This window comes from Flavobacterium terrisoli, from assembly GCF_030167905.1.
Classification (GTDB): Bacteria; Bacteroidota; Bacteroidia; order Flavobacteriales; family Flavobacteriaceae; genus Flavobacterium; species Flavobacterium terrisoli.
Map to the genome: position 1 here is coordinate 142,155 of NZ_JARGNA010000006.1, position 22,797 is coordinate 164,951.

A 22,797-nucleotide genomic window follows, 5' to 3' on the forward strand; every position below is an offset into this window, starting at 1 on the left:
TTTGCGTCAAATTAAAACACAAACCATGTTAGATAATTTAAAAAAGATATTAAACGAAGACCAAGACCCAAAAGCGATTGAGAAAATCACCGGCAAATTGGATAATTTGTTGATGAGCAATGAAGAAATCGGATACATTGCGGTTCAGAAAAAACCGGCGGTGAACATTTTCCCTGACAGTATTGTGGTAACCAACAAAAGAATCATCCTTTGCAAACCAAAAAACTTAGGATTGTCAATGGAATTCATCGATTACGATTGGGATGATATTGAAGCGAGTTTTGTAAAAGAAGGCATTTTAGGTGCTGATTTTACATTTTCAACCAAATCTGATTTAACGCATACCGTTGATTATTTGCCAAAAAATCAAGCCCGAAAATTATACACTTTTGCCAAAGAACAATTGGACTTATTGAAAAATCCAAAAGTTGAGGTTCCGGTTTATGAACAGCCAAAAGCTGCTGAAGTTGTTGTAGATCCACAAGTAACCGAAGAGCCGGAAGTAATTGAAGAAGTTGCGACTGAAGAAGTAATCAATTATGCCGAAATCATACCGGTAGAGCAATCGGGTTACCGCGATGAAAAACAATTCCCGGATGACAAATCAGGTTTGGCAGAATTGTCACAGGACGAACTGTTTGAAAAACTACAAAACTATAAAAAGTTATTGGACAACGGATTGATTCTTCAGGGCGAATACGATGCACTGAAAAAAGAAATTCTGAGTCATATGTAAAAAAAATCCCTTTCAAACTGAAAGGGATTTTTTTATCACATTGATTTCTTCTGTTTGTCTACAAAACCATCGGCCTGGAGTTTGAGCAACTCAATCGCACCTTTTTTCTTGTAGTTGTACAATTCTTTGTCTTCCCGAATATCCGCATAAACCTTATCATAGATTTCGGCATCAGTTTTCTTTTGCAATTCGCTTTGGTAACGGTTTTGCTCAATCACATTTTTGACGCCCATTTCTTTGTCTTCCTGTTTCAAATCATATTCTCCTTTTGGCGATAACAATTTGGCAATAATCGGCGAAGTTTCTATCGCTAAAAACAACAGCATAATGAAAAAAGAAGGCAGCCATGGCAATTTCCCAAGTGCATTGATGCGCGCCATTAAACCATCAAAACTGTCAATAATGGGTTGTGTTTCAGTTACTTTTTTGTCCAAATCCGCTTGAAGCGTTTTGCTTCGAGCTTCTTTATCGGCTAAGATTTTAGCATTGGTAATTTTTAAGGAATCCAATTGTTTGATAGCCAAATCATGAGCAGCGCGTTTCTCTTTGTAAATTGGCCCTTTACCCATTTTCTTGGTTCCGGCGGTGCCTTCCGCTTCGGTGATATAGGAATTGTATAACGACGAAACCTCTTTTTCTTTTTTGGTAATCGAGGATTTCAAACTGTCCATTTCGGCTTTGTTTTTATCGACATCGCTTTTGAAATAATTGGTCACCTGATTTTTATTGGCAATCGCCAATTCGTTTTTCTCTTTCAATAAAACCGTATTGATTTCTTTTTCAAAAATTTTGATTTCCAGCGGTTTTGAAATTACGATGGCAATGATAATCGCCAATACAATTCGTGGTGAAGCCTGAATGAATTCGTCTAAAAAATGGTCTCTTTTTTTGATGGTAGAAACGATGAATCGGTCAAGATTGAAAATAAGGAATCCCCAAATCAGCCCGAAAGCTATCGCGGTAATAACATTGTCGAAAACGGTGTAAAGTGCATAACTGCTGGCAATGAATGCCATAACTGCGGTAAAAAATACGGTAGCTCCGATGCCGGCGTATTTGTTTTGTTCGCCATTGGAACAAGAGTTCACGATATCGCTGTCGGCACCGGAACAAAGAAGAAAGAAACGTTTTAACATGATGATTTGATTTTGAACCCGAAATAATTCGGGTCAGGTTGATTGATGATGATTAGTACAAATTTAAAGCCAAAAGTTTCAACGTGTTAGCATTCTGATAATTATTTAATTTATTGTAGTAAATAACACAGGTTTTAAGGGGGACTATTTAAAAAACGTAAATATTTTATTATCAATAAGATAGGTATGTTAAAATTTCGTAAATTAGATTTCCTCAAAAAAAATATCCTCAGGTCATTTCGGTCCCAAATTTCAATTTTGTATTCAATAACCAATTATAAATAACAAAATTTGAAATTATGAAAGCAATGAAAAACATTCTTTTAACAGCCGTTTTAGGATTGCTGTTATTGAGCAACACCGGTTTTGCTCAGGACGAAAAAAGTTACTTAGTGACAGTAACCAAACTCCATTGGAACATGGATTTGGATAATTTTTCAATGGATGAATGGAAAGCCGTTGAAAAAGAATATTTAGATAAAGTCGTTAAGAAGAATGAATTTATCATTGGTCAAGAGTTTTTAATGCATCATTTCACCGCTGATAATACCGAAATTTTATTAGTTACCACTTATGAAAACTGGGGTGCGATTGAAAAAGCCAGTGAACGAAGCGATGAATTGGAGAAAGCAGCATGGCCGGATGAAAAAGCCAGAAAAACTTATTTTGAAAAAAAAGGAAAGTATTATGCACTCCATCATTCAGATGAAATTTATGCTACTCTTCCGGGCGCCAAATTACCCAAAGCTAATTTTGATAAAGATGTGCTTTATTATGTTCGTGTAAGTCATTTTACCTACCCGAAAGACGGAACAGAGAAAGAATTTATGGAGTTAAGCAAACAATATTTTGATGCCGTAATCAACAAAAATGATTTGATTAAAGCCTATTATCCTAACCAACACGCTTGGGGCGCAGACAAAACAGAGTTCACAGAAGTATTTGTGGTAGAGACGTTAGCCGATTTAGAAAATGCACTAAATAAAAACAGGGATTTATTCAGTGCTGCCTGGACAGATGATGCCAAACGAAAAGCCTATTGGGACAAACGCAATAAGTATGATGACGGAAGACATAGCGATTATATTTATAGATTAGTACATGAACTGACGAAATAATATTGAAGAGCGGCTAATCAGCCGCTTTTTTTGATATAAGAATAAATCTATCGAGGCTATTTTTTATTCTCATTGCTGGAAATAAAAATAAAACAGTACTTTTAAGGTATAAACAATTGAATATGAGATATTTTTACTTGTGCTTCTGCTTGGTCTTTGCCTGTTTGGTTAACGCACAAATCATCAATTTTCCAGATGCTAATTTTAAGACTAAGCTGTTGCAGGCAAATACAGCCTATGATTATTTGGGAAATAGTTTGACTATTGATGCCAATAATAACGGTCAGATTGAGGTAAGTGAAGTTCAGAATGTTGATAGACTGAATCTTTCCAATAGCAACATTTCTAATTTAACAGGTATATCAAACTTTACCAACCTTAAAACCTTAAATTGTAATTATAATTCGCTGACTTCTATTTCGATTAATAATTCTGTTAGTTTGATGACGCTAAATGCAAAATACAATGCGCTTACGTCAGTCAATGTCAATTTTGCAATAATGGAAGTATTGGATTTGAGCCACAATAACCTGACGACTTTTACTGTAGCCAATGCCGATTTTACGGATATCTTTGATTTGTCCTACAATCACTTTCGAATCTGACGATTAGTAACTCGATTTTTTCGTATTTTTTTATTAATAATAATAATCTGAGCGCTGTTCAGTACATTGGGAATGTTGCTTTTTATTGGCCTGTGGCAGACTTTAGTAACAATCAGTTTAGCTTGTTGAGTTTTCCTGCCAATGTAAATTTTGGTAGCGATGCCCATCTCGAATTAGGCGATAATACTGTGGATAATGTTTATTTTAATGGTTTGCAGCCCGGAAACATTGATTACAGGTCTAATAATACAAGCTTTGATTTAGGGAATTTTAATAGGGTCAGAGATTGTGATCCGGAGGAGCAGGGAAATGTTACAATTCAAAACAGCCCAAATCTACAGCAGGTTATTTTCAAAAATGGCTTTAACCACACGGCAATTACCTGTGATGAAGGAGGTGACATTTTTGATATTCCGGCGTTGTATTTGGCAATAAGCAATTGCCCGAACCTCTCACATATTTGCGTTGATGGGCTTGAACAGCCTTTTTTTCAAACAAGAATCAACCAATTGGGACTGCAAAACCAGATTCAGGTAAATACAAATTGTACTTCTTCGATTTTAGGTTCAGCAGCATTTACTTTAAACAATCAGTTTACCATTTCTCCTGTTCCGGCACAAAATAATCTTGAAATTTATTCAACTCAAAATGTTGAAATCAAAACCATTGAAATCTATAATAACTTGGGCCAATTGGTTCAAAAGGAAATTGGAAACCAACAAAACATAGATGTCTCCCGATTGACAATAGGAAATTATTATTTAAAGATCCAAACCGACAGCACGACAAGTGTTAAGCAGTTTCTGAAAGAATAAAGAACTAAAAAGGCGGCCAATTGGCCGCCTTTTTTATTACTTCGATAATTCAACAAAATATTTGTAAAACAATGGAATCGTTTCAATTCCTTTTAAGTAATTGAAAATCCCGAAATGTTCATTTGGAGAGTGAATCGCGTCACTGTCTAAACCAAATCCCATCAGGATTGTTTTTGATTTTAATTCTTTTTCAAACAAAGCTACAATCGGAATACTTCCACCCGAACGCACCGGAATCGCCTGAACACCGAAAGTTTCGGTATACGCTTTATTTGCTGCCTTATAACCAATGCTGTCAATAGGTGTTACATAACCTTGCCCACCGTGATGCGGCGAAACTTTAACTTTCACTGCTTTTGGTGCAATACTTTCAAAGTGTTTAGAGAACAATTCGGTGATTTCTTCCCAGTCCTGGTTTGGAACCAAACGCATCGAGATTTTGGCGTAAGCCTTACTGGCAATAACCGTTTTGGCACCTTCGCCAGTATAACCGCCCCAAATTCCGTTGACGTCTAAAGTCGGGCGGATGGAGTTTCTTTCATTGGTCACATAACCGGTTTCGCCATAAATATCGGCGATATCCAAGGCTTGTTTGTATTTGTCCAAAGAGAATGGTGCTTTGGCCATTTCAGCTCTTTCGGCAGCCGAAAGCTCTTCTACTTTGTCATAAAATCCGGGAATGGTAATATGGTTGTTTTCGTCGTGAAGCGACGCAATCATTTTGGTCAATACATTAATTGGATTTGCCACTGCGCCACCATACAATCCTGAATGTAAATCCCTGTTTGGTCCGGTCACTTCTACTTCCACATAACTTAAACCGCGCAAACCGGTAGTGATTGACGGCTGTTGGTTGGAAATCATTCCGGTATCGGAAATCAAAATCACATCACAGCTTAGTTTTTCCTGGTTTCTTTCAACAAACCAACCCAAGCTTTTTGACCCAACTTCTTCTTCACCTTCAATCATGAATTTCACGTTGCAAGGAAGCGAATTACTTTGGATCATGTATTCAAAAGCCTTTACGTGCATGTACATTTGGCCTTTGTCATCACAAGCGCCACGGGCAAAAATCGCACCTTCAGGATGGATTTCGGTTGTTTTGATTACGGGTTCAAACGGAGGCGAAGTCCACAAATCAATCGGATCCGGTGGTTGTACATCGTAATGTCCGTAAACCAAAACCGTTGGCAGGTTTTTGTCAATGATATGTTCCCCAAAAACGATTGGATAACCAGGTGTTTCGCAGATTTCCACCAATTGGCAGCCTGCTTTTTCCAGGCTGGCTTTTACCGCATCAGCTGTTTTGATCACGTCATGTGCGTAAGCGCTGTCGGCACTTACGGAAGGGATTTTCAGGAGTTCAATTAACTCATTTATAAAACGTTCCTTATTCTGTTGAACGTAGTTTTTTATGTTGTCCATGGGTTTAATTTTGGTATGCCTCAAAAGTACAAAAATGACCGTGATTTTTTTTAATAATTTTCCTTTGAAAGTTTGAAGTTATGATTATATTTGCACTCACGATTTTGCGGGTATGGCGAAATTGGTAGACGTGCCAGACTTAGGATCTGGTGCCGCAAGGCGTGTAGGTTCGAGTCCTATTACCCGCACAACAGAAGCTCTAACGAAAGTTGGGGCTTTTTTATTGTTACGAATTGGTTAATAATATGTTTACAGTTTATTGTTTTTGAGTGTTTTAATTTTTGAAAATTCGATTATTTTTACAACATCAATACTAATTTGATGTAAAATCTTTTATTCTAATGAAAGGGAAAAAGCGTATGATAACTTTGGTACTGGGGATTTTTGGATTTATTTTATTAGCACTGTCAGGTTATTTGCTATATAGAAATAGTTCCAATTCCATTTCAGCTGAAAAGCAGAAACAATTAGACGAAGCCATCAAGCAAATTGAGGTTCTGAATGCTGAAATTGTCGAAAAAGATAAGTATGTTGAAGAAACAGAGCAAAAGCTGAAAAGCCACAAATTTGATGCTTTTACTTTGGCTGAAGGACAAAATATTCCCATCATCGAAATCGTAGACAATGATTTAAGCGAAGGAGCAGCCGCTGAAACCAGTGATAAGAAAGTACATAAATTAATGTACCATCATCAAATCAGATTCTCTTTGGTTAACGCCGGGAAAAGTTCTTTAAAAGATGTAATTTTCTCCATTAAGGATGATTATAATAAAGGAAAAGAGAAAAAGAAAAACGCGAAAGCCGTTGCCAGCTTTGACTATTTAGGCAAGAAAGTAAATGACGAAGAAATGTTCGAGTATGAAAATTTTGAAGTCAATACGCTTAACTTAAAATCTAAAAAACTGATTTACACCAGTAATCTTCCGGCCAGTTTTGGGGTTGCCGATTATGAATACCATTTGGTTGTGGAATGGAACCAAGGGTTTTACCAGATGTTTATCAAGATAGAAGAAGTTGACGGGAAATTAAAATATACGTATGAGTTTTTTGATGTCAACGGAAATACGATTGATTTCAATAATCTCGAAAAAAGTATCAGTAACTAAATAAAAAAGCCTCTCAATTGAGAGGCTTTTTTTAATGATTACTTTCCGGTGGCAATCCAGTTGTTGATTTTCTTTTCCAACAAAGCCAATGGCATTACACCTGATTCTAAAACCTTTTGGTGGAACACTTTGATGTCAAATTTATTGCCCATTTTTTCCTCTGCTTTATGGCGCAATTCCAAAATTTTCAATTGACCAATTTTGTAGGATAGCGCTTGTCCCGGAATCGCCATATAGCGTTCGATTTCGGCTGTGATACTAGCTTCGCTTTCGGCTTCATTTTCCAAGGAATATTTGATGGCCTGCTCGCGTGTCCAGCCTTTGGAATGGATGCCTGTATCAACCACCAAACGGACCGCACGGTGCATTTCATTGCCTAACATGCCAAAGTATTGGTATGGATCGCTGTACAATCCTAATTCTTTTCCTAAGCTTTCGGTGTATAAAGCCCAACCTTCACCATAAGCGCCAAACCAATTGAATTTCCTGAAATCAGGCAATTGTTGGTTTTCCTGTTGCAATGAGATTTGGAAATGATGTCCCGGTATCGCTTCGTGTAAAAACAAATCCTCATCGCCATATAAGTTATAAGCTGCTACGTCCGGAATCGGAACATAAAAAGTCCCCGGTCTTGTACCATCAGCTGAACCTTGCACATATTCTGCACTCGCCGATTTCTCTCTGAACGCTTCGGTTCTTTTGATTTGGAAAGGCGTTTTAGGCTGCAAAGAGAAAAACTTGTTTACATTTGGCTCAATGATTTTATGGATTCGTTCAAAGTTGGCAATCACTTCTTCCGGTTTTTTGAACGGTTTCAATAACGGATTGTTTCTCACGTGCTCGAAAAACTCATTGATGGTTCCTTTAAAGCCAACCTGAGTTTTCACTTTCTCCATTTCAGCTTTGAGGCGAGCCACTTCTTTTAAACCCAATTCATGGATTTCTTCCGGGGTTTTATCTGTAGTCGTCCATTGTTTTACATAGACTTTGTACAAATCATTTCCGCCTTTAAGACTGCCAATGCCGCTTGTCGTCCTGCAAGCCGGAACATATTCCGATTTCATGAAAGTGATTAGCTTTTGAAATTGTGGCGTCAGTTTAGTATTGATTAGCTCACTATACTGTTTTGATAAATTGCTTTTTTGTTCCTCGGTAAAATCAGCCGGGAACTTTTTACAGCTCGAATAGAAAAGATTGTCTTCCACTTTTGGCGTAATCACATCTTCAAATTGTGGAATTACCTTTTCAGCCAAAGCCTTTGGCAAAACTACTTTTTCCTTCATTCCTTTTTTCATGTAAACTATCGCCGAGTCAATCCAAACGGAATAAGAGTCCATTCTTTTTAAGAAATTCTGATAATCTTTTTCGGTTTTGAATGGCTGTGCACTTTCGGCACTGGCGAATTGCCCCATGGTCAAATGCGTTCCCCAGAATTGGTGTATCGGAGTCAGATTGGCATTTTGTTTTAACAAATCTTTCCCGATGGCCACTTCCCAGGCAATGATGTCAAAACTGTTTTTTTCTTCTTCAGAAAGCGCTGTGGTGTCAATGGTTGCCAGTTCCTTTTCATATTTATCAAAGAAAATGCCTTGCTTTTTGCGATAGGAATCGGTCATTTCAAATACCAATTGGTCATTGAAATCGCTTTGTCCGTTCAAGGTAGCATCCAAAGGATTCAAAGCATTCTTATCGTTGAAATAGGATTTAGCAACGGCATTGATGTCGCCGGTTTTTTCCTCTGATTTACAGTTTACAAAAAGTAAAGACAGTAAAACCATGGCTGAAAAAGAATATAAGTTCTTCATAATGAGTTTGGTTTAGTTGGAGTAAAACTATTGGTTTTTAGTCAATTGATTTGTTAACAGAATGATAAATTATCCGTGGTAAACTCTTGAGGCAATGATTCTGCCTTCTTTGATTTCCAGGACTTCTGCGACCAACATTTGGTCTTCGTTTTCCACCGTTCGGATGTATTCCATAAAAACACGATCGGAGTTAGAAGTTAGCGAAGTGACTTTGTAGTTTAAGGTTGGCAAACGGTCAAAAGCATCCTGCCACCATGAGCGCAACGCGTCTTTTCCCGTGACCAAACCATTGGTTTCCGGATGGCGGATTTTTAACTTCGGACTGAAATGCTCCGCTTCATCATCATAAAGCGATAATAGTTTTTCAAGGTTGTGAGCATTAAATGCTTCAAACCAAAGATGGGCAATAGAGAGATTTTTTTCTGCTGACATAAGTTTTGTAAATAAAAAATCCCAAGCAATTGGGATTTTTAGAATGGTAAATGTATGATAATTTTTTATACGTTTTTCAAATTGATGATTTCCTGCTCGGTTAGGAAACGCCAATTGCCACGCGGTAAATTCTTTTTGGTCAAACCGGCAAAAGAGACACGGTCAATTTTCAAAACATCATATTTGAAACTTTCAAAAATGGCGCGAACCACTTTTACGTTAGATGTTCTTAGCTTTAATCCGATTTCTGTTTTGGGTTCGTTCTCGATATAAGTGATTTCATCCACATATAATTTGTGTCCGTCAAGCGTTACGCCGCCGGCAATTTTTTCCAAATCTTCAAATTTTAGGTTTTTGTCTAAAGAAACCTGGTAAATTTTGGTTGATTTCTGATTTGGCAAACTGAATTTACGAACCATATCGGTATCGTTGGTAAAGACCAACAAACCGGTTGTGTTTTTGTCCATACGGCCAATCGGTTGGATTTTGGCTTTGGTCGCAGCGCGAACCAATTCCAATACATTTCTGTGATCGGCATCGTCTTCGTTGGAAGTCGTAAAGTTTTTTGGTTTGTTCAGCAAAATGTATTCTTTGCGTTCCGGTGTCAAAACGGCACCGTCAAAGTTGACCACATCGCCCGGTTTTACACGGTAACCCATTTCGGTAATCACGACGTTGTTCACTTTTACATTTCCGGATTGGATGTAAATATCGGCATCACGACGCGAACAAACTCCGGAATTGGAGATGTATTTGTTCAAACGAATGTCATCCGATTTTAATGGTTTCGGGATATTGTTAACCGGTTTGGCTACGCCCCGTTCGCCTCCGGCTCGGGTAGCGGTTTTTTTGGGTGCGGTATTATCAGTTGTTGGCTTAGCCTTTTTTGGGCCTTGCGCTCTTTTCTGCATGGCTGGTTTAGGCTTATTCGAACTTGGTCGCGAACTGTTTGGTCGTGAACCTCCTCTTTTATTATTGCCTTCCTTCTTGTTCATAAATTCTAAATTTAACTTCGTTCCGTTCGGCCATTTTGGTCTCAGGTGAGTGCAAAGATACGTATTTCAACCGCTTATACCGCCGATTAAAATGCTATGGTTGAATTTTAGCCCCGATTGCAACAGAATATTCTTTTTATTTTGACAAAAGCATCTCGACTGCGCTCGATGTGATAAATAAAAAGATATTGTGGAAAGCGGGAAAATGGTTTAGCAACAAGCCTAAACTTTCGCTGCTAACGAACGATGGTTTCGACAATTTTTTTGCCGTGAATTAAGACTAAAGGGTCTATAAGCACAATGCAGAATACGCCCGAAACGACCAGGAATTTCAGGATGTTGTGGAGTTTTAAGTAATCGGGTTTGGAGTTGGATTTCCATAGTTTCTGCAAAAAGAAAATCAGGATAATCATGCTGACATAGAAATAGATGTCCATATAACCAACTTCGAATATTTCGATTAAGAAATAGATTGGGATAATGGTTGAAAGGGTCAGCAAGGTGATGATTTTTTTGGAAATGGCTTCGCCGAAAAGCACCGCTATGGTTTGGTAATCATTGGCAATATCACCTTTGATGTTTTCCAAATCCTTGATCATTTCGCGGATGAGTATCAGCAAATACAAAAATGTGGCATGCGCAAAAATTTGCGGATAGAGGTTTTTATAATACAAAAGTATCGCAAAGAAAGGCAGGACGGCGAGAAACGCCGCGAGCAGATTTCCAAGGAATGTGATTTTTTTGAGCTTGTGGGAATAGAACCAAATCAGGAAAATGTAAACGGAAAAGAACAATACGGCACGAAGCGAAACCAGGAACGCCAATAAAAAGACAATGAAGTTGACTGAAAAGTAAACCTGTAATTTGGTTTTTTGGCTGACCAAACGGTCGAGCTGGGATTTATTGGGACGATTGATTAAGTCCTTTTTGCTGTCGTAAAAATTGTTGATGATATAGCCCGAAGCGATAGTCAAACCCGAAACGATCACAATGATAAACAGGTTAAAATCGAGCAATACATCGAGTGCTCTTTTTTCGGGTGCCAAAATAAAGATGGCCGATAAATACTGGGCTAATGCTATGACGGGAATGTTATAGCCGCGAACTACTGAAAACATGCTTATAATTTTCAGTAAGGTGTGTTTGGTTTTTCGGCTTAACATTATGGGAAATTAAAACTGGTAAACCACTTCCAATTTGTAATCTTTCAGGGATTTTTTTGCCTTTTCTAAATCTTCCGTGAATCCAAGAATATAACCGCCGCCGCCTGAACCGCAAAGTTTCAGATAGTAATCATTGGTGTCAATTCCCTTCTGCCAAACGCCGTGAAATTGCTCCGGTATCATCGGTTTGAAGTTGTTCAAAACGACTTTGGAAAGTTGTTTGGTATTGGCAAATAAAGATTTCATATCGCCGCCAAGAAAATTTTCCACACAGGCATCGGTATATTTGATAAATTGGGATTTCAGCATTTTACGGAAACCTTCTTCTTTTAGGTTTTCCATGAAGATATTCACCATTGGAGCGGTTTCGCCTACGATTCCGGAGTCTAATAAAAATACGGCACCTTTTCCGGTTGCGCTTTGTGACGGAATGCCGGTTGCTTCGATATTGTCTTTGGAATTGATTAGAATCGGAATGCTCAAATAGCTGTTTAATGGATCAAGACCCGAACTTTTTCCGTGGAAGAAAGATTCCATTTGGGAAAAAATCGCTTTTAACTGCAATAATTTTTCGCGGGTTAAATTCTCCAACACGGTGATTTTAGCATTGGCATATTTGTCATAAATAGCCGCCACCAGTGCCCCGCTACTGCCCACGCCATAACCTTGCGGAATGCTTGAATCGAAGTACATACCACGTTCAACATCGGCTTTTAACGTTTCAAGATTGAACGTCACCAATTCGGGTTGGTCTTTTTGCAATTGTTCCAAATAGGTTACAAAACGACGCAAACTCGCGTTAGATTTCACTGCTTCGTCTGATGGATTTTCGTCCACTTTCAAAGCGCCGTTGTAAAAGTTATAGGGAATAGATAAACCTTTAGAATCCTTAATAATTCCGTATTCTCCGAAGAGAAGAATCTTTGAATAAAATAATGGTCCTTTCATAAAAATTTTATTGCTCCTGTTCCAATTGAATCACAAATATAGTTACCATTTTGACAATAGCCAACTAATTCTGTTGTAATAAATTGCATTGCGGCAACTCTAACGTTTTCGGGATACAAAACATGCACATTTGCCCCGGCATCAAGGGTAAAACATATAGGAATATTCGTTTCATTCCTGAACTTCCAAATTTTATTGATAATCTCCAACGTGTTGGGTTTCATTAGGATAAAGTAAGGAAGCGAGGTCATCATCATGGCGTGTAACGTCAATGCTTCACTTTCGACAATCTTGATGAATTCATTTAAATCGCCGTTCTCCAGAACTTTTTTGATGGCTGACAAATTATTGTGTGCCTGTGCAAAACGTTGTTCGGCAAATGGGTGATTGTGCATTAAATCATGCCCAACCGTACTTGAAACCTGTTTTTCGCCTTTGTCAACCAGGAGAATGGTGTCCTGATAATTCTTGAAATTATCGTGAACAGCAGTCGGTAATTCCACTCCGAATAAGTCGGAACTGCCGTTGATTTCGGCGTGATTTCCCCAAACCACCACACTTCCTTTTGTACTTCTACAAGCGCTTCCCGAACCTAATCGGGCTAGGAAAGAAGCTTTCTGATAAAAGAAGTCTTCAGCCATTTCGGGATTCAATTCTTTTTCCAGACTCATGATGTTCATCGATAAAGCGGCCATTCCTGAAGCGGAAGACGCAATCCCGGAACTGTGCGGAAAAGTGTTTTCGGTTTCAATGGTGAAATGATAGTCTTTAAGATATGGACAGTAGATTTCAATGCGTTCCAAAAACTTTTGGATTTTTGGTTTGAAATCTTCTTTGGGTTTACCTTCAAATAACAAATCGAATGAAAAGCTGTTGTTTGTCACACTGAGGGCCGTCGAAGTGTTCTTTTTTACAAACGTTGTTTTGGTAATCGTTTTGCAATTATTTAAAGTAAAACTGATGGAAGGATTTGCCGGAATCTGATTTTCCTTTTTGCCCCAATATTTGACTAAAGCAATATTACTGGGCGCACTCCACTGAAAACTTCCGTTTTCGATTACAGTTGAAAATGGTTTTGAAATAAAATCCTTTTCGGAAAGCATAGACTTGAAATTAACTTCGAGTGACAAAGATACATTTTTATAAAAGATTGTTGCCGTGTTTAGTATATTTGACTAAAATTTAAACAAAATCACCATGCAAAGGATTTTAAGAGTTGTACTTGTCGTTTTCACATGTTTGGTCATTGGTTATTTATCGGGAATGGTGACTCGTGAGAGCATCACGACTTGGTATCCGACTTTGGTCAAGCCAGTCTTCAATCCACCGAATTGGATTTTTGCACCCGTTTGGACAATCCTTTATGTCATGATTGGCGTTTCGGGTGGCATGATTTGGAATCGAATAGAAACCGATGAAGAGAATGTAAAAAAAGCGTTTCGATTTTTTATTTACCAATTGGCTTTGAATGCGCTTTGGTCTTACCTGTTTTTTGGATTGCACAATCCGTTATTGGCTTTGATTGAAATTGTCTTGCTTTGGTTGATGATATTTGAAACCTATACGCAGTTTAAGAAAATTGAAAAAGTAGCAGCGATGTTATTGATTCCCTATTTGGCCTGGGTCAGTTTTGCTGCAATTCTCAACGCGAGCATTTGGTGGCTGAATAAATAAAAAATCCCGTCTGGTAAAGACGGGACTTTCATTTCTAACTTCATTTATTTATTGAATTACTAATTTTTTAATGGTTTTGAGGTTGTTTTCTGTATTGATTTCAATCAGGTAAACTCCTTTTGACAAACTCGAAACATCAACCGTTATATTGTCGTTTGAGAGTACCGGAACGGTTTTGACCGCTTTGCCTAACAGATCATACAGCACAATTTTACTGATGCTTTCCGCGGTGTTGATCAAACTGATTTCAACCCTGTTGCTCGCTGGATTAGGAAATAAAACCAGATTTCCATCATTGAAAGTAGCATTGTCTAACGCATTGATGAATTTGGTATTAAAGATATTGGTCACCACAGCCGGATTCGCATCAAAATAGATTGATGCATTGTTTGGGATGATATCACCTACCTGGAAACCCGGATTGACTTTGACTTTGAATTGAACATAGCCATTACTTCCGTTTGGATTTACGGTTGAAGACGGAAGATAGATGTTTTTGAATTCCCAGGCCAAAAGATTACCGGTTCTTCTCATCGTATAATTGTGGCTCGCGCTGACCATTCGAACGCTTTCTTCATCTAATTGAGCATTGAGTAAGTCTTCAATGTTAATGTCGATAGCACTGGCGTTTCCGTTGTTTTGGAATCGAACGGTATAGTACAAATAGTCATTGGAAGTAAATTCGTTGATACGGATTTTGTCTCCATGTGATTCCATTTTGTCATTCGGATCCCAAGAATTTACTACCGCTTGTGAATTGGCACTTGCGTTGTTTGCCATATTAATGTCATTTGCCGGAGCAGATATAGTAGCATTGGCCGTTAGCAATTGATTCAAACTTACTGTTGGAATCGTCGGAACAGTCATAGTAACGATGATGGTTCTGGTTTCGTTAGGCTGAAGATTGGTAAAGTTATAGGTAAACCCTGTTGGACTTGTTGTAACTCCCGTTTGGCTTATATTGCTAATGGTTACCGGTGTTGGCTTTACAAAGGTTAAAGTACCATCGGTAGCCGAAACACCATTGTTTCTGTAAATGATTTTATTTTGATAATTCAATGCCGGTCTTGGGGCACTCAATGGCGCTATTGATATACTAAGGTCGTTATAAGCTTGTGTCAACGTTACCGGGAAATACAAAAACTGTGTACCACTACCGACCGCTATGCTCATATCGTTGTATGTTGTTGCAGTAGCACTATAATAAGCGGCATATTCGGGTTGTAATTGATAACTAAAATCATAACTATTAGCCGGATTGGTATCATAAATGGCAAATTGTCCTGTTGGGGAATAACCATTTATATCAGTACCTGAATCGTTTTGTTGGTACACAAATGAACCATTCGGGAACAGACTTTCTCCGGTGTCTTTAACACCATTGTTGTTGTCGTCAACATAAGCGACCAAAAGAATTTTATCGGCATCTTGTGCACAAATCACTTCGGCAATCCATCCTGCTCTGTTGACTGCATTATCACTTCTGAATCTAAAAGTCAAACAACCATCAGGACTGGATGACGTAAACGGACCAGGAGGAGCCGTTCCCCAAAACCCACCGGCTAAACCACCTGGAACATTAGCTGCCGGATTGGAACTTGCAATTTGAGGTGCGTCAATTGAGTTTCCGTCAAAGACATACAGAGCATCCCAGGTTTCTTCCAAATCAAAGAAGTTAAAAATGACTGTTAAAACCTCACCCGGATTGGTTGGGCAAATGGTATAAGTGTCATCAGAACTATTGGCGTAATTACCATTTGGTCCGCCATTGTCAACAAAGATTCCGCCACAAACAGGAGGTTCGGGCTGGGTACAGAAATTAACCCCTGTAGACCAAAGACTGATGTCATTTTCGCCACAAATTGATCTTATGTATACAGTATAACAAGTGTTAGGGACCAATCCTGTGAATATGGCTGGATTAGCCGTTACAACTGTCCCAGTCTCGTTAGGAGTAGGGATAGGGCTGCCAGCAGGAGTGATGAGACATTCCCATTGTACAGCAGTTCCGTTTTCCGTCCAGCCTACCGTAAATGTTGTTGGTGTAATATTGGTAACGATTAATGCTGTTGGTTTTGGACATGTTGGAGGTGGACCACAAGTTACGTTGGCTATCCATCCGGGTCTATTTACCACGTCGTCACTGATGAACCTAAAAGTCAGACAGCCATCAGGGCTTGAAGAAACAAATGGTTCCGGAATTACAGTTCCCCAAAATCCTCCGGGCAAACCTCCGGGCACGTTCGCTGCCGGATTGGCACTTGCGATTTGAGGTGAGGCAATTGAATTACCATTAAAAACATATAAGGCATCCCATGTTGCTTCAATATTGAATGAGGTAAAGGTAACCGTCACAACATCTCCCGGAACGGTTGGGCAAATGGTCGTCGTAACATCAGAATTATTGGCGTAATTGGCATTTGGTCCTTCAAAGTCTGCAAACTGTCCTCCACAAACCGGCGGTGCCATTAATGTTGTAAAAGTAGCAAGAGTACTCCAATTGCTTAAATCGGTTTCAGCACAAACGGCTCTAACATAAACATTATAACAGGTAAAACTGTTTAAACCTGACAATACATGAGGGTTTGTAGTTGTTGAAGTGCCAGAGGTTACAGCGCTTGGAGCAGGTGAACCACAAGGCAACACAATTACTTCCCAATTTGTAGCTGAGCCATTTTCCGTCCATCCTAAAGTAGCGGATGAAGTTGTTATATCTGCAACAGTTAAAAGAGTTGGTTTTGGACAAGTTGGTGGTAGCGCACAAGTTACATCGGCTATCCATCCCGGTCTGTTAATGGTATTGTCACTTCTGAATCTAAAGGTCAAACAGCCATCCGGACTCGACGAGGTAAATGGACCGGGAATAACAGTTCCCCAATAACCTCCGGCTAGTCCACCGGGAACATTAGCTGCAGGATTGGTACTTGCAATTTGCGGTGCTGAAATAGAATTTCCATTGAAAACGTAAAGCGCATCCCAAGTGGCTTCTGTGTTAAAAGCGGTAAAGGTTACAGTTACTAATTCGTCGGTGTTGGTTGGACAGATGGTAACTGTATAATCTGAGCTGTCTGCATAATTGGCATTTGGTCCTGCCGGATCGGTAAATGTTCCACCGCAAACAGGTTCTTGACCTGAGGCGCTGAAAATGGATACCAATAAAATAGACCAAAAAGTGAAGAGTAGTTTTTTGTTCATAGTTGGTTGGTTTTTGACTATCAAATATAATTGATTTTGCTTTTGGTTGAGCAGTTATCTATTTAATAATTAACTTCTTAGTTGTTTTTTTGTTGTTCTCAGTCGATAACTCCAGTAAATACAATCCTTTAGCAAATCCGGAAAGATTAAAGTTGATTTCGGCAGTCATATTTTCTGTTATCGAATATATTTTTTTACCTGAAATATCATAAAGATTTACACTTGAGATTACTTCATTTGAGTTGGTTATCGTAATGAAATCGCTTGCCGGATTGGGATACAAACTAACATTATTGTTTTCAAAGGAATCATTGCCCAGGCTTTGAACAAATTCCGTATTAAAAGTATTGGTCACAATCGCCGGGTTAAAATCAAAATAAATAGAAGCCGTATTTGGAATAATATCCCCGATGGCATAGCCCGGTTTTGGCTTGATTCTGAACTTAACATAACCATGGCCATCATCAGTGTTAATAGTACTTGGTGGCAAATTGATATGGTTGAAATTAAAGGTCAGTTGGGAACCGCTTCTTATGGCATCTACATTATGGCTTGCGTCAATCAGCTCAAAGGTGCTTTCGTCTAACTTATTGTCTAATGCATCGATGACTCTTATAAACTCAGCCGCAGCCGTACCGGTGTTTTCAAAGCGAATGGTATAATTCAGATAATCATTGGTGCCAAAATCGGCAAAAACAATTCGATTGCCATGGGATTCGGTTATATCATTCGGGTCATAGGAAGCCACAATAACTGAAGAAAAAGAAGATGAATTGTTTCCTGAAACAGCATCATTGGCTGTTTGAATAGTTCCACTACTAGTCACTAATTGCCCTAAAGTAACCGTAGGTAGCGTAGGGACTAAATAATCAACATAGATTGTTATATTTTCATTAGGTTGCCAATATGTAAAATCATAAGTAAATCCGGTAGGGGTAATCACAGGGTCAGGATCTGAACTTGGTGGTGCTGATATTGCACTGATGGTCAGATTAGGATCTTTGGTAAAAGTTAAACTAGCATTTGGAATAACGAGTTCGCCAGTATTTCTAAGATAGACACCAACTCTGTAAGTATAGCCTGGTTTAGGCTGGTTCCAGGGGTAAAGAGAAACACGGGCATCAGAAAAAGGAGCGGTTTGAATGACAGGAAAATAGAGTGTAGTCCCAAGTGTATTGTTGGTAAAATCAGTGTAAGAGGTGCCACAGGTGAAATAGGGTGTAAAATCACTATTTATGGCATAATTAAAGTCATAAGAAGTATTATAGATAGGGTTGTATATATAATTGTCTCCATAATTTGAACTGGCATATATGTCATTACCGGAATTGTTGACCTGATAAACAAAATTACCATATTGGAAAGGTAATTCATCATTATCCTTTATCCCATTGTTGTTGCTGTCGATAAAAGCGGATATGACAAAATAATTGGAACAACTGTTATTAATCAAACAATCATAGTCTTCTTGAACGGTAACTTCGTCTAACAACCAGCGGTCACCGTCTAAGGATGAAGAAGACTGAGTATATTTTTTAACAAAAGCAATATAAACAGTTGTGCCCGCATAAGCTGATAAATCAACAAACTTAGCTTCATAAACATAGTGATTTGAACTTAATTCACTCTCCGTAAATTGAGCAACTAGGGTATATGCATTAGGGTCATCTTGCTGAGCCGATGCGGGAGCAATCTTTATTTGGTATAGGGTGCCTTGGTCGCCCATGGTCCAGCTTCTGCTTTGAAAACTCAAAACATCATCTGTATTTATGGTTATCGCCGGAGTGGCTAAATAATCCTCTGAAGTATTTCCCTGACCTATGTTTTCCCTGGTAATATAAGCAGCATTGGCCCCCGAATACTGTATCGTAGGCATACCAACAGTGTTATTTATTTTCCATCGTTCGGCTTGTCCTACACCATTATCAAACACCGCCCAATTACCACTGCCTAAAGTCCAGTTGGTGGAAGGTACAGGATCCGGCCCGGAGGTGTTTTCAAAGCCTTCGTAAAATTGGGCTGAAACACTGTTTGAAATGATAATAGTAACAAATAGGAGTAATAGTTTTTTCATCGGTCAGCAATTTTGGAAACCAAATTTAACTGATTTTGAACAAACTACAATGCTACTTATAGGAATTATTCCGTGATTTTTTTAGCTACGATAAATCCGCTGGTCCAGGCGTTTTGAAAGTTAAATCCGCCGGTAATGGCGTCGATATTGACAATTTCTCCGGCAAAAAATAAGTTTTCATGCAGCTTGCTTTCCATCGTTTTGAAGTTGATTTCCCTTAAATCAATACCGCCGGCAGTCACAAATTCTTCCTTAAAAGTGCTTTTGCCATTCACTTGAAATTGCCCGTTGGTGAGTTGGTTCGCCAAATGGGTCAATTGCGTTTTAGTCAAATCAGCCCATTTGGTTTCGTCCGAAATGCCGGAAGCCAAAACCAAACTTTCCCACAAACGATTCGGAAAGTCAAAGGGCGATTTTTTACTGACTACTTTCTTGGCATGTTCCTGCTTGAGTTCTTTTAGTGTTTCCATCGCTTCGTCAAAAGTGACGTCGTTGAGCCAATTGACTTCTATGACAAATTGGTATTTTTTTTCGGCCAAAATAATCGCGCCGCAAGCGGAAAGCCTTAAAATTCCGGGACCGCTCATTCCCCAATGGGTAATCAATAAAGGCCCAGAGGCTTCCAACTTAGTGTCTTTGACTTTGACTGTGGCGAACGCCGAAACGCCCATCAAATCTTTAATACGGGTATCTTTGATGTTAAAAGTAAACAGCGAAGGAACCGGTGGCACAATAGTATGATTCATACTTTGGAGCATTTCCCAAATTTTAGGATTGCTGCCGGTGGTCATCACCAGTTTTTGGCAAGAATACATTTCGTGATTCGTTTCCACTTTCCAGTAATTCTCACCGTGAAAAAGCGATTGTACACTCTGGCCGGTTAAGACATCGATTTTTAATTTTTGGGTCAGGCCCAAAAAGCAGTCGATGATTGTTTGTGACGAATCTGAAGTTGGGAACATTCTGCCGTCATCTTCAATTTTCAGTTCAACGCCATGCTTCTCAAACCATTCAATTGTATCGCCCGAGCAGAACTTATGAAACGGTCCGCGCAATTCCTTTTCGCCACGCGGATAAAATTTGACCAAATCATTTGGCACAAAACACGCATGGGTAACATTACATCGTCCGCCACCCGAAATTCGCACTTTTTCCAAAACGGTTTTACCGCGCTCCAAAATAGCGACTTTGAGTTTAGGATTATTCTCGACGGTGTTGATGGCCGTAAAAAAACCTGCCGCACCGCCGCCAACAATAATAATGTCATAGTTTGAATTCATATTCGCTCGGGAAAATCTGTAATGATACCGTCAACGTTTAACGATTTCACAAAGGTAATATCTTCCGGCTCATTTATCGTCCATGGGAAAACTTTAAAATGCTTGTCTTTCATTTGCGCTACATTTTCTCTCGAAAGCAAATGATAATGAGGATGAATGGAGTAGGCTTTGATGAATTTGGCGAAAGCCAGAGCCAAGTCCAAATCAGTCTCGGTTAAAACGCCAATGCGAATGTCGTCATCGTGAAAACGGATTTCCTGCAACGCATTCCAATCAAAGCTGGAAATGAGGATTTTATTTTTGTCGAAAGTGTTTTTGTCAATCAAATCCAAAACGCTTTTCGTTGCCGAAAAGGCTTTGATTTCAACATTGATTTCACATTGGTTATGCACCAATTCAAAAACATCTCTTAAGGTTGGAATGCCCAAATGTTGCAGCTCTTTGGCGGAATAATCGGAAACCAAACCTGTCTTCGGAGTGGTTCGGTCAACAGACTGGTCGTGAATCACCATCGGCATTTTATCCAAACTTAGCTGAATATCGAGTTCAATCATGTCAACGCCCAAATCGATGGCTTTTTGGAAGGAAGCCAAAGTGTTTTCGGCTGCATGGTCTTTGGCACCGCGATGACCGATTTTGAGCATGGTTATATTTTTTCGAGTAGGACTATCGTAAAATCAGTATTCAAAGAAACTTTGCCGTTTTCAACTACGGTTTCCGTGTTTGAATAGGCATCTTTGACTTTCGTTCCGTTGGCAAAAATGGTTCCGACAGCCATTTCTTTTTGACCTTTTGGCAAATCCAACCCAACGACAACTTTATCGCTGTTGTAACTTCTGCTGAACACATAAGGCGATTGCGAAATCATTTGGTGAACACCGGCGCCAACAGCCGGATGGTTTTTTCTGAACATACCCAGCAATTGGTAATGCATCAGCAATTTGTTTTTGAAACGGTCGATTTTTAAGTCGCCAAAATTCATAAACGAACGCAAAGTCGCATCACCTTGTGCGCCTTCAATTTCCAATGAACGGGCGGTTTCGTCTCCGTAATACACTTGTGAAATTCCGGGCGCCAACAATAATTTGGTTCCGGCTTCAAAGGTTTTTTCACGTTTTTTGTCAAAAGGATAACCATCATCATGTGAGGTTGTATAGTTCATTACGGTGTTGCCTTTCAAATCGTTTTGCAGGATGTTAGAATATTTTGAGAACAATTCTTCATAGTTCATTTTGGCTTCATTCCTGAAATCAAAATTGATTAATCCGGTGAAACCATTGGCGTAATAATCTACTTTTTTATCGCCAAAATCATATAGTCTTTTGGCACCGATATTATAGCCATAGACTTCACCAACGGTAAAGAAACCATTGTTGTCTAACACTTTTGAAGGATTTTTTTTCTTGAAATCGGCGAAAGTCTTGTCACATACTTTTTTGAAATCGGCCCAAACGTCTTCAGTCGTATGTTTGGCGGTATCAACACGGTAACCATCAATCCCATAATCGGTGATATAATCCGAAAGCCATTTCATGATGTAATATTTCGGCGCACGAGGATAACCGGTTTTTTTGAAAAACGCATCCAATTCGGCTACTTCCTGTTCGTAACGGCCTTCCTTTTTCCATTTATCGGCTAACATTGGAGGCAAAGAAACGTTTTCATTGCTTTCCGTTTTCACATCCGGAAGGTTTTCAACGAGTGTACAATTGATATAAGTGTCGTATGATTTGTAAGTGCATTTTGGCGAAGTTCGAACCCAATCACTTGGATAAACCGGATCCAATTCGGTTACCGGTCCGGTGTGATTGATTACAGCGTCGAGCATGATTCGGATGCCTTTGGCATGGGCTTTATCGACCAATTCCTTTAAATCTTCTTTGGTGCCATAACTTGGGTCAACTGCTGTCCAGTCTTTGGTCCAATAGCCGTGAAAACCATAAGTGTTTCCTGTTCCTTCATCTACTGAACCGTGAATTTGCTCCACGACCGGTGTCATCCAAATGACGTTGATGCCTAAATTGGTAAAATAACCTTCGTCCAGTTTTTGGATTACGCCGCGAATGTCGCCACCTTCAAAACCACGCAATACTCCGGTGGGTTTATTGCGATTGATGATTTTGTCATTCGCCGGATTGCCGTTTTGGAATCGGTCAATCAACAGGAAATAGACATTGGCACTTTCCCAAACAAAAGGCGTCTTGGTTGGTTGATTTTTGGTTGTTTCTTTAGTCGAATTACAACCCAACAGTAGGAGTGAAGCGGAAAGCGTAAGCAGTATGTTTTTCAT

General features: G+C 39.1%; 19 protein-coding genes and 1 tRNA gene. 7 read left to right on the forward strand and 13 right to left on the reverse strand.

The window, feature by feature from the left end:
* Positions 1-25 precede the first annotated feature (25 nt).
* Positions 26-736, forward strand: coding sequence for a PH domain-containing protein (locus tag P1K33_RS09685; protein ID WP_284652756.1), 711 nt, complete (start codon positions 26-28; stop codon positions 734-736).
* Between the two features lie 35 nt (positions 737-771).
* On the opposite strand, the gene P1K33_RS09690 is transcribed toward P1K33_RS09685, so the two are convergent.
* Positions 772-1,872, reverse strand: coding sequence for a DUF4407 domain-containing protein (locus tag P1K33_RS09690; protein ID WP_284652757.1), 1,101 nt, complete (start codon positions 1,870-1,872; stop codon positions 772-774).
* A gap of 299 nt (positions 1,873-2,171) precedes the next feature.
* Between P1K33_RS09690 and P1K33_RS09695 the strand changes: the two genes are divergently transcribed.
* The 3 genes from P1K33_RS09695 (at position 2,172) to P1K33_RS09705 (ending at position 4,410) form a co-directional block, all read left to right on the forward strand.
* Entirely contained in the window at positions 2,172-2,990 is an 819-nt protein-coding gene (locus P1K33_RS09695; RefSeq protein WP_284652758.1) for a hypothetical protein, read from the forward strand.
* 122 nt (positions 2,991-3,112) lie between these two features.
* Complete coding sequence (locus P1K33_RS09700) at positions 3,113-3,595, forward strand: leucine-rich repeat domain-containing protein (protein WP_284652759.1); 483 nt, start codon at positions 3,113-3,115, stop codon at positions 3,593-3,595.
* A 92-nt stretch (positions 3,596-3,687) separates the two neighbouring features.
* A complete protein-coding gene (locus tag P1K33_RS09705) occupies positions 3,688-4,410 on the forward strand; it encodes a T9SS type A sorting domain-containing protein (protein WP_284652760.1) in 723 nt (240 codons plus the stop codon).
* A gap of 36 nt (positions 4,411-4,446) precedes the next feature.
* Here the strand turns inward: P1K33_RS09705 and P1K33_RS09710 are convergent, their stop codons facing one another.
* A complete protein-coding gene (locus P1K33_RS09710) occupies positions 4,447-5,835 on the reverse strand; it encodes a dipeptidase (RefSeq protein WP_284652761.1) in 1,389 nt (462 codons plus the stop codon).
* A 106-nt stretch (positions 5,836-5,941) separates the two neighbouring features.
* Here P1K33_RS09710 and P1K33_RS09715 point away from each other — a divergent pair.
* Both P1K33_RS09715 and P1K33_RS09720 read left to right on the forward strand, forming a co-directional pair.
* Positions 5,942-6,023: transfer RNA gene (locus P1K33_RS09715), tRNA-Leu, on the forward strand.
* 153 nt (positions 6,024-6,176) lie between these two features.
* Entirely contained in the window at positions 6,177-6,941 is a 765-nt protein-coding gene (locus P1K33_RS09720; protein ID WP_284652762.1) for a hypothetical protein, read from the forward strand.
* 38 nt (positions 6,942-6,979) lie between these two features.
* Here the strand turns inward: P1K33_RS09720 and P1K33_RS09725 are convergent, their stop codons facing one another.
* From P1K33_RS09725 to P1K33_RS09750, 6 genes are all read right to left on the reverse strand, one after another.
* Positions 6,980-8,746, reverse strand: coding sequence for a DUF885 domain-containing protein (locus P1K33_RS09725; protein ID WP_284652763.1), 1,767 nt, complete (start codon positions 8,744-8,746; stop codon positions 6,980-6,982).
* A gap of 69 nt (positions 8,747-8,815) precedes the next feature.
* On the reverse strand, positions 8,816-9,178 hold the full coding sequence (locus tag P1K33_RS09730) for a nuclear transport factor 2 family protein (protein ID WP_284652764.1): 363 nt from the start codon (positions 9,176-9,178) through the stop codon (positions 8,816-8,818).
* A gap of 65 nt (positions 9,179-9,243) precedes the next feature.
* Positions 9,244-10,173: a pseudouridine synthase gene (locus tag P1K33_RS09735; protein ID WP_284652766.1), complete on the reverse strand. Its 930-nt coding sequence runs from the start codon at positions 10,171-10,173 to the stop codon at positions 9,244-9,246.
* Positions 10,174-10,409: 236 nt separating this feature from the next.
* Positions 10,410-11,336: a geranylgeranylglycerol-phosphate geranylgeranyltransferase gene (locus tag P1K33_RS09740; protein WP_284652767.1), complete on the reverse strand. Its 927-nt coding sequence runs from the start codon at positions 11,334-11,336 to the stop codon at positions 10,410-10,412.
* 9 nt (positions 11,337-11,345) lie between these two features.
* Positions 11,346-12,284, reverse strand: coding sequence for a mevalonate kinase family protein (locus P1K33_RS09745; RefSeq protein WP_284652768.1), 939 nt, complete (start codon positions 12,282-12,284; stop codon positions 11,346-11,348).
* A complete protein-coding gene (locus P1K33_RS09750) occupies positions 12,281-13,387 on the reverse strand; it encodes a diphosphomevalonate decarboxylase (RefSeq protein WP_284652906.1) in 1,107 nt (368 codons plus the stop codon). The genes P1K33_RS09745 and P1K33_RS09750 overlap by 4 nt, the downstream gene beginning before the upstream one ends.
* A gap of 94 nt (positions 13,388-13,481) precedes the next feature.
* On the opposite strand from P1K33_RS09750, the gene P1K33_RS09755 reads away from it, so the two are divergent.
* Positions 13,482-13,958, forward strand: a complete 477-nt coding sequence (locus P1K33_RS09755) for a TspO/MBR family protein (RefSeq protein WP_284652769.1) — start codon at positions 13,482-13,484, stop codon at positions 13,956-13,958.
* 48 nt (positions 13,959-14,006) lie between these two features.
* On the opposite strand, the gene P1K33_RS09760 is transcribed toward P1K33_RS09755, so the two are convergent.
* The 5 genes from P1K33_RS09760 to P1K33_RS09780 form a co-directional block, all read right to left on the reverse strand.
* Positions 14,007-17,153, reverse strand: coding sequence for a DUF7619 domain-containing protein (locus tag P1K33_RS09760; RefSeq protein ID WP_284652770.1), 3,147 nt, complete (start codon positions 17,151-17,153; stop codon positions 14,007-14,009).
* Positions 17,154-17,211: 58 nt separating this feature from the next.
* Complete coding sequence (locus P1K33_RS09765; protein WP_284652771.1) at positions 17,212-19,227, reverse strand: T9SS-dependent choice-of-anchor J family protein; 2,016 nt, start codon at positions 19,225-19,227, stop codon at positions 17,212-17,214.
* 65 nt (positions 19,228-19,292) lie between these two features.
* On the reverse strand, positions 19,293-20,507 hold the full coding sequence (locus P1K33_RS09770; RefSeq protein WP_284652772.1) for a BaiN/RdsA family NAD(P)/FAD-dependent oxidoreductase: 1,215 nt from the start codon (positions 20,505-20,507) through the stop codon (positions 19,293-19,295).
* Entirely contained in the window at positions 20,504-21,151 is a 648-nt protein-coding gene (locus P1K33_RS09775) for a glycerophosphodiester phosphodiesterase (protein ID WP_284652773.1), read from the reverse strand. Before P1K33_RS09775 ends, P1K33_RS09770 begins: the two co-directional genes overlap by 4 nt.
* A 2-nt stretch (positions 21,152-21,153) precedes the next feature.
* Complete coding sequence (locus P1K33_RS09780) at positions 21,154-22,797, reverse strand: alpha-amylase family glycosyl hydrolase (protein WP_284652774.1); 1,644 nt, start codon at positions 22,795-22,797, stop codon at positions 21,154-21,156.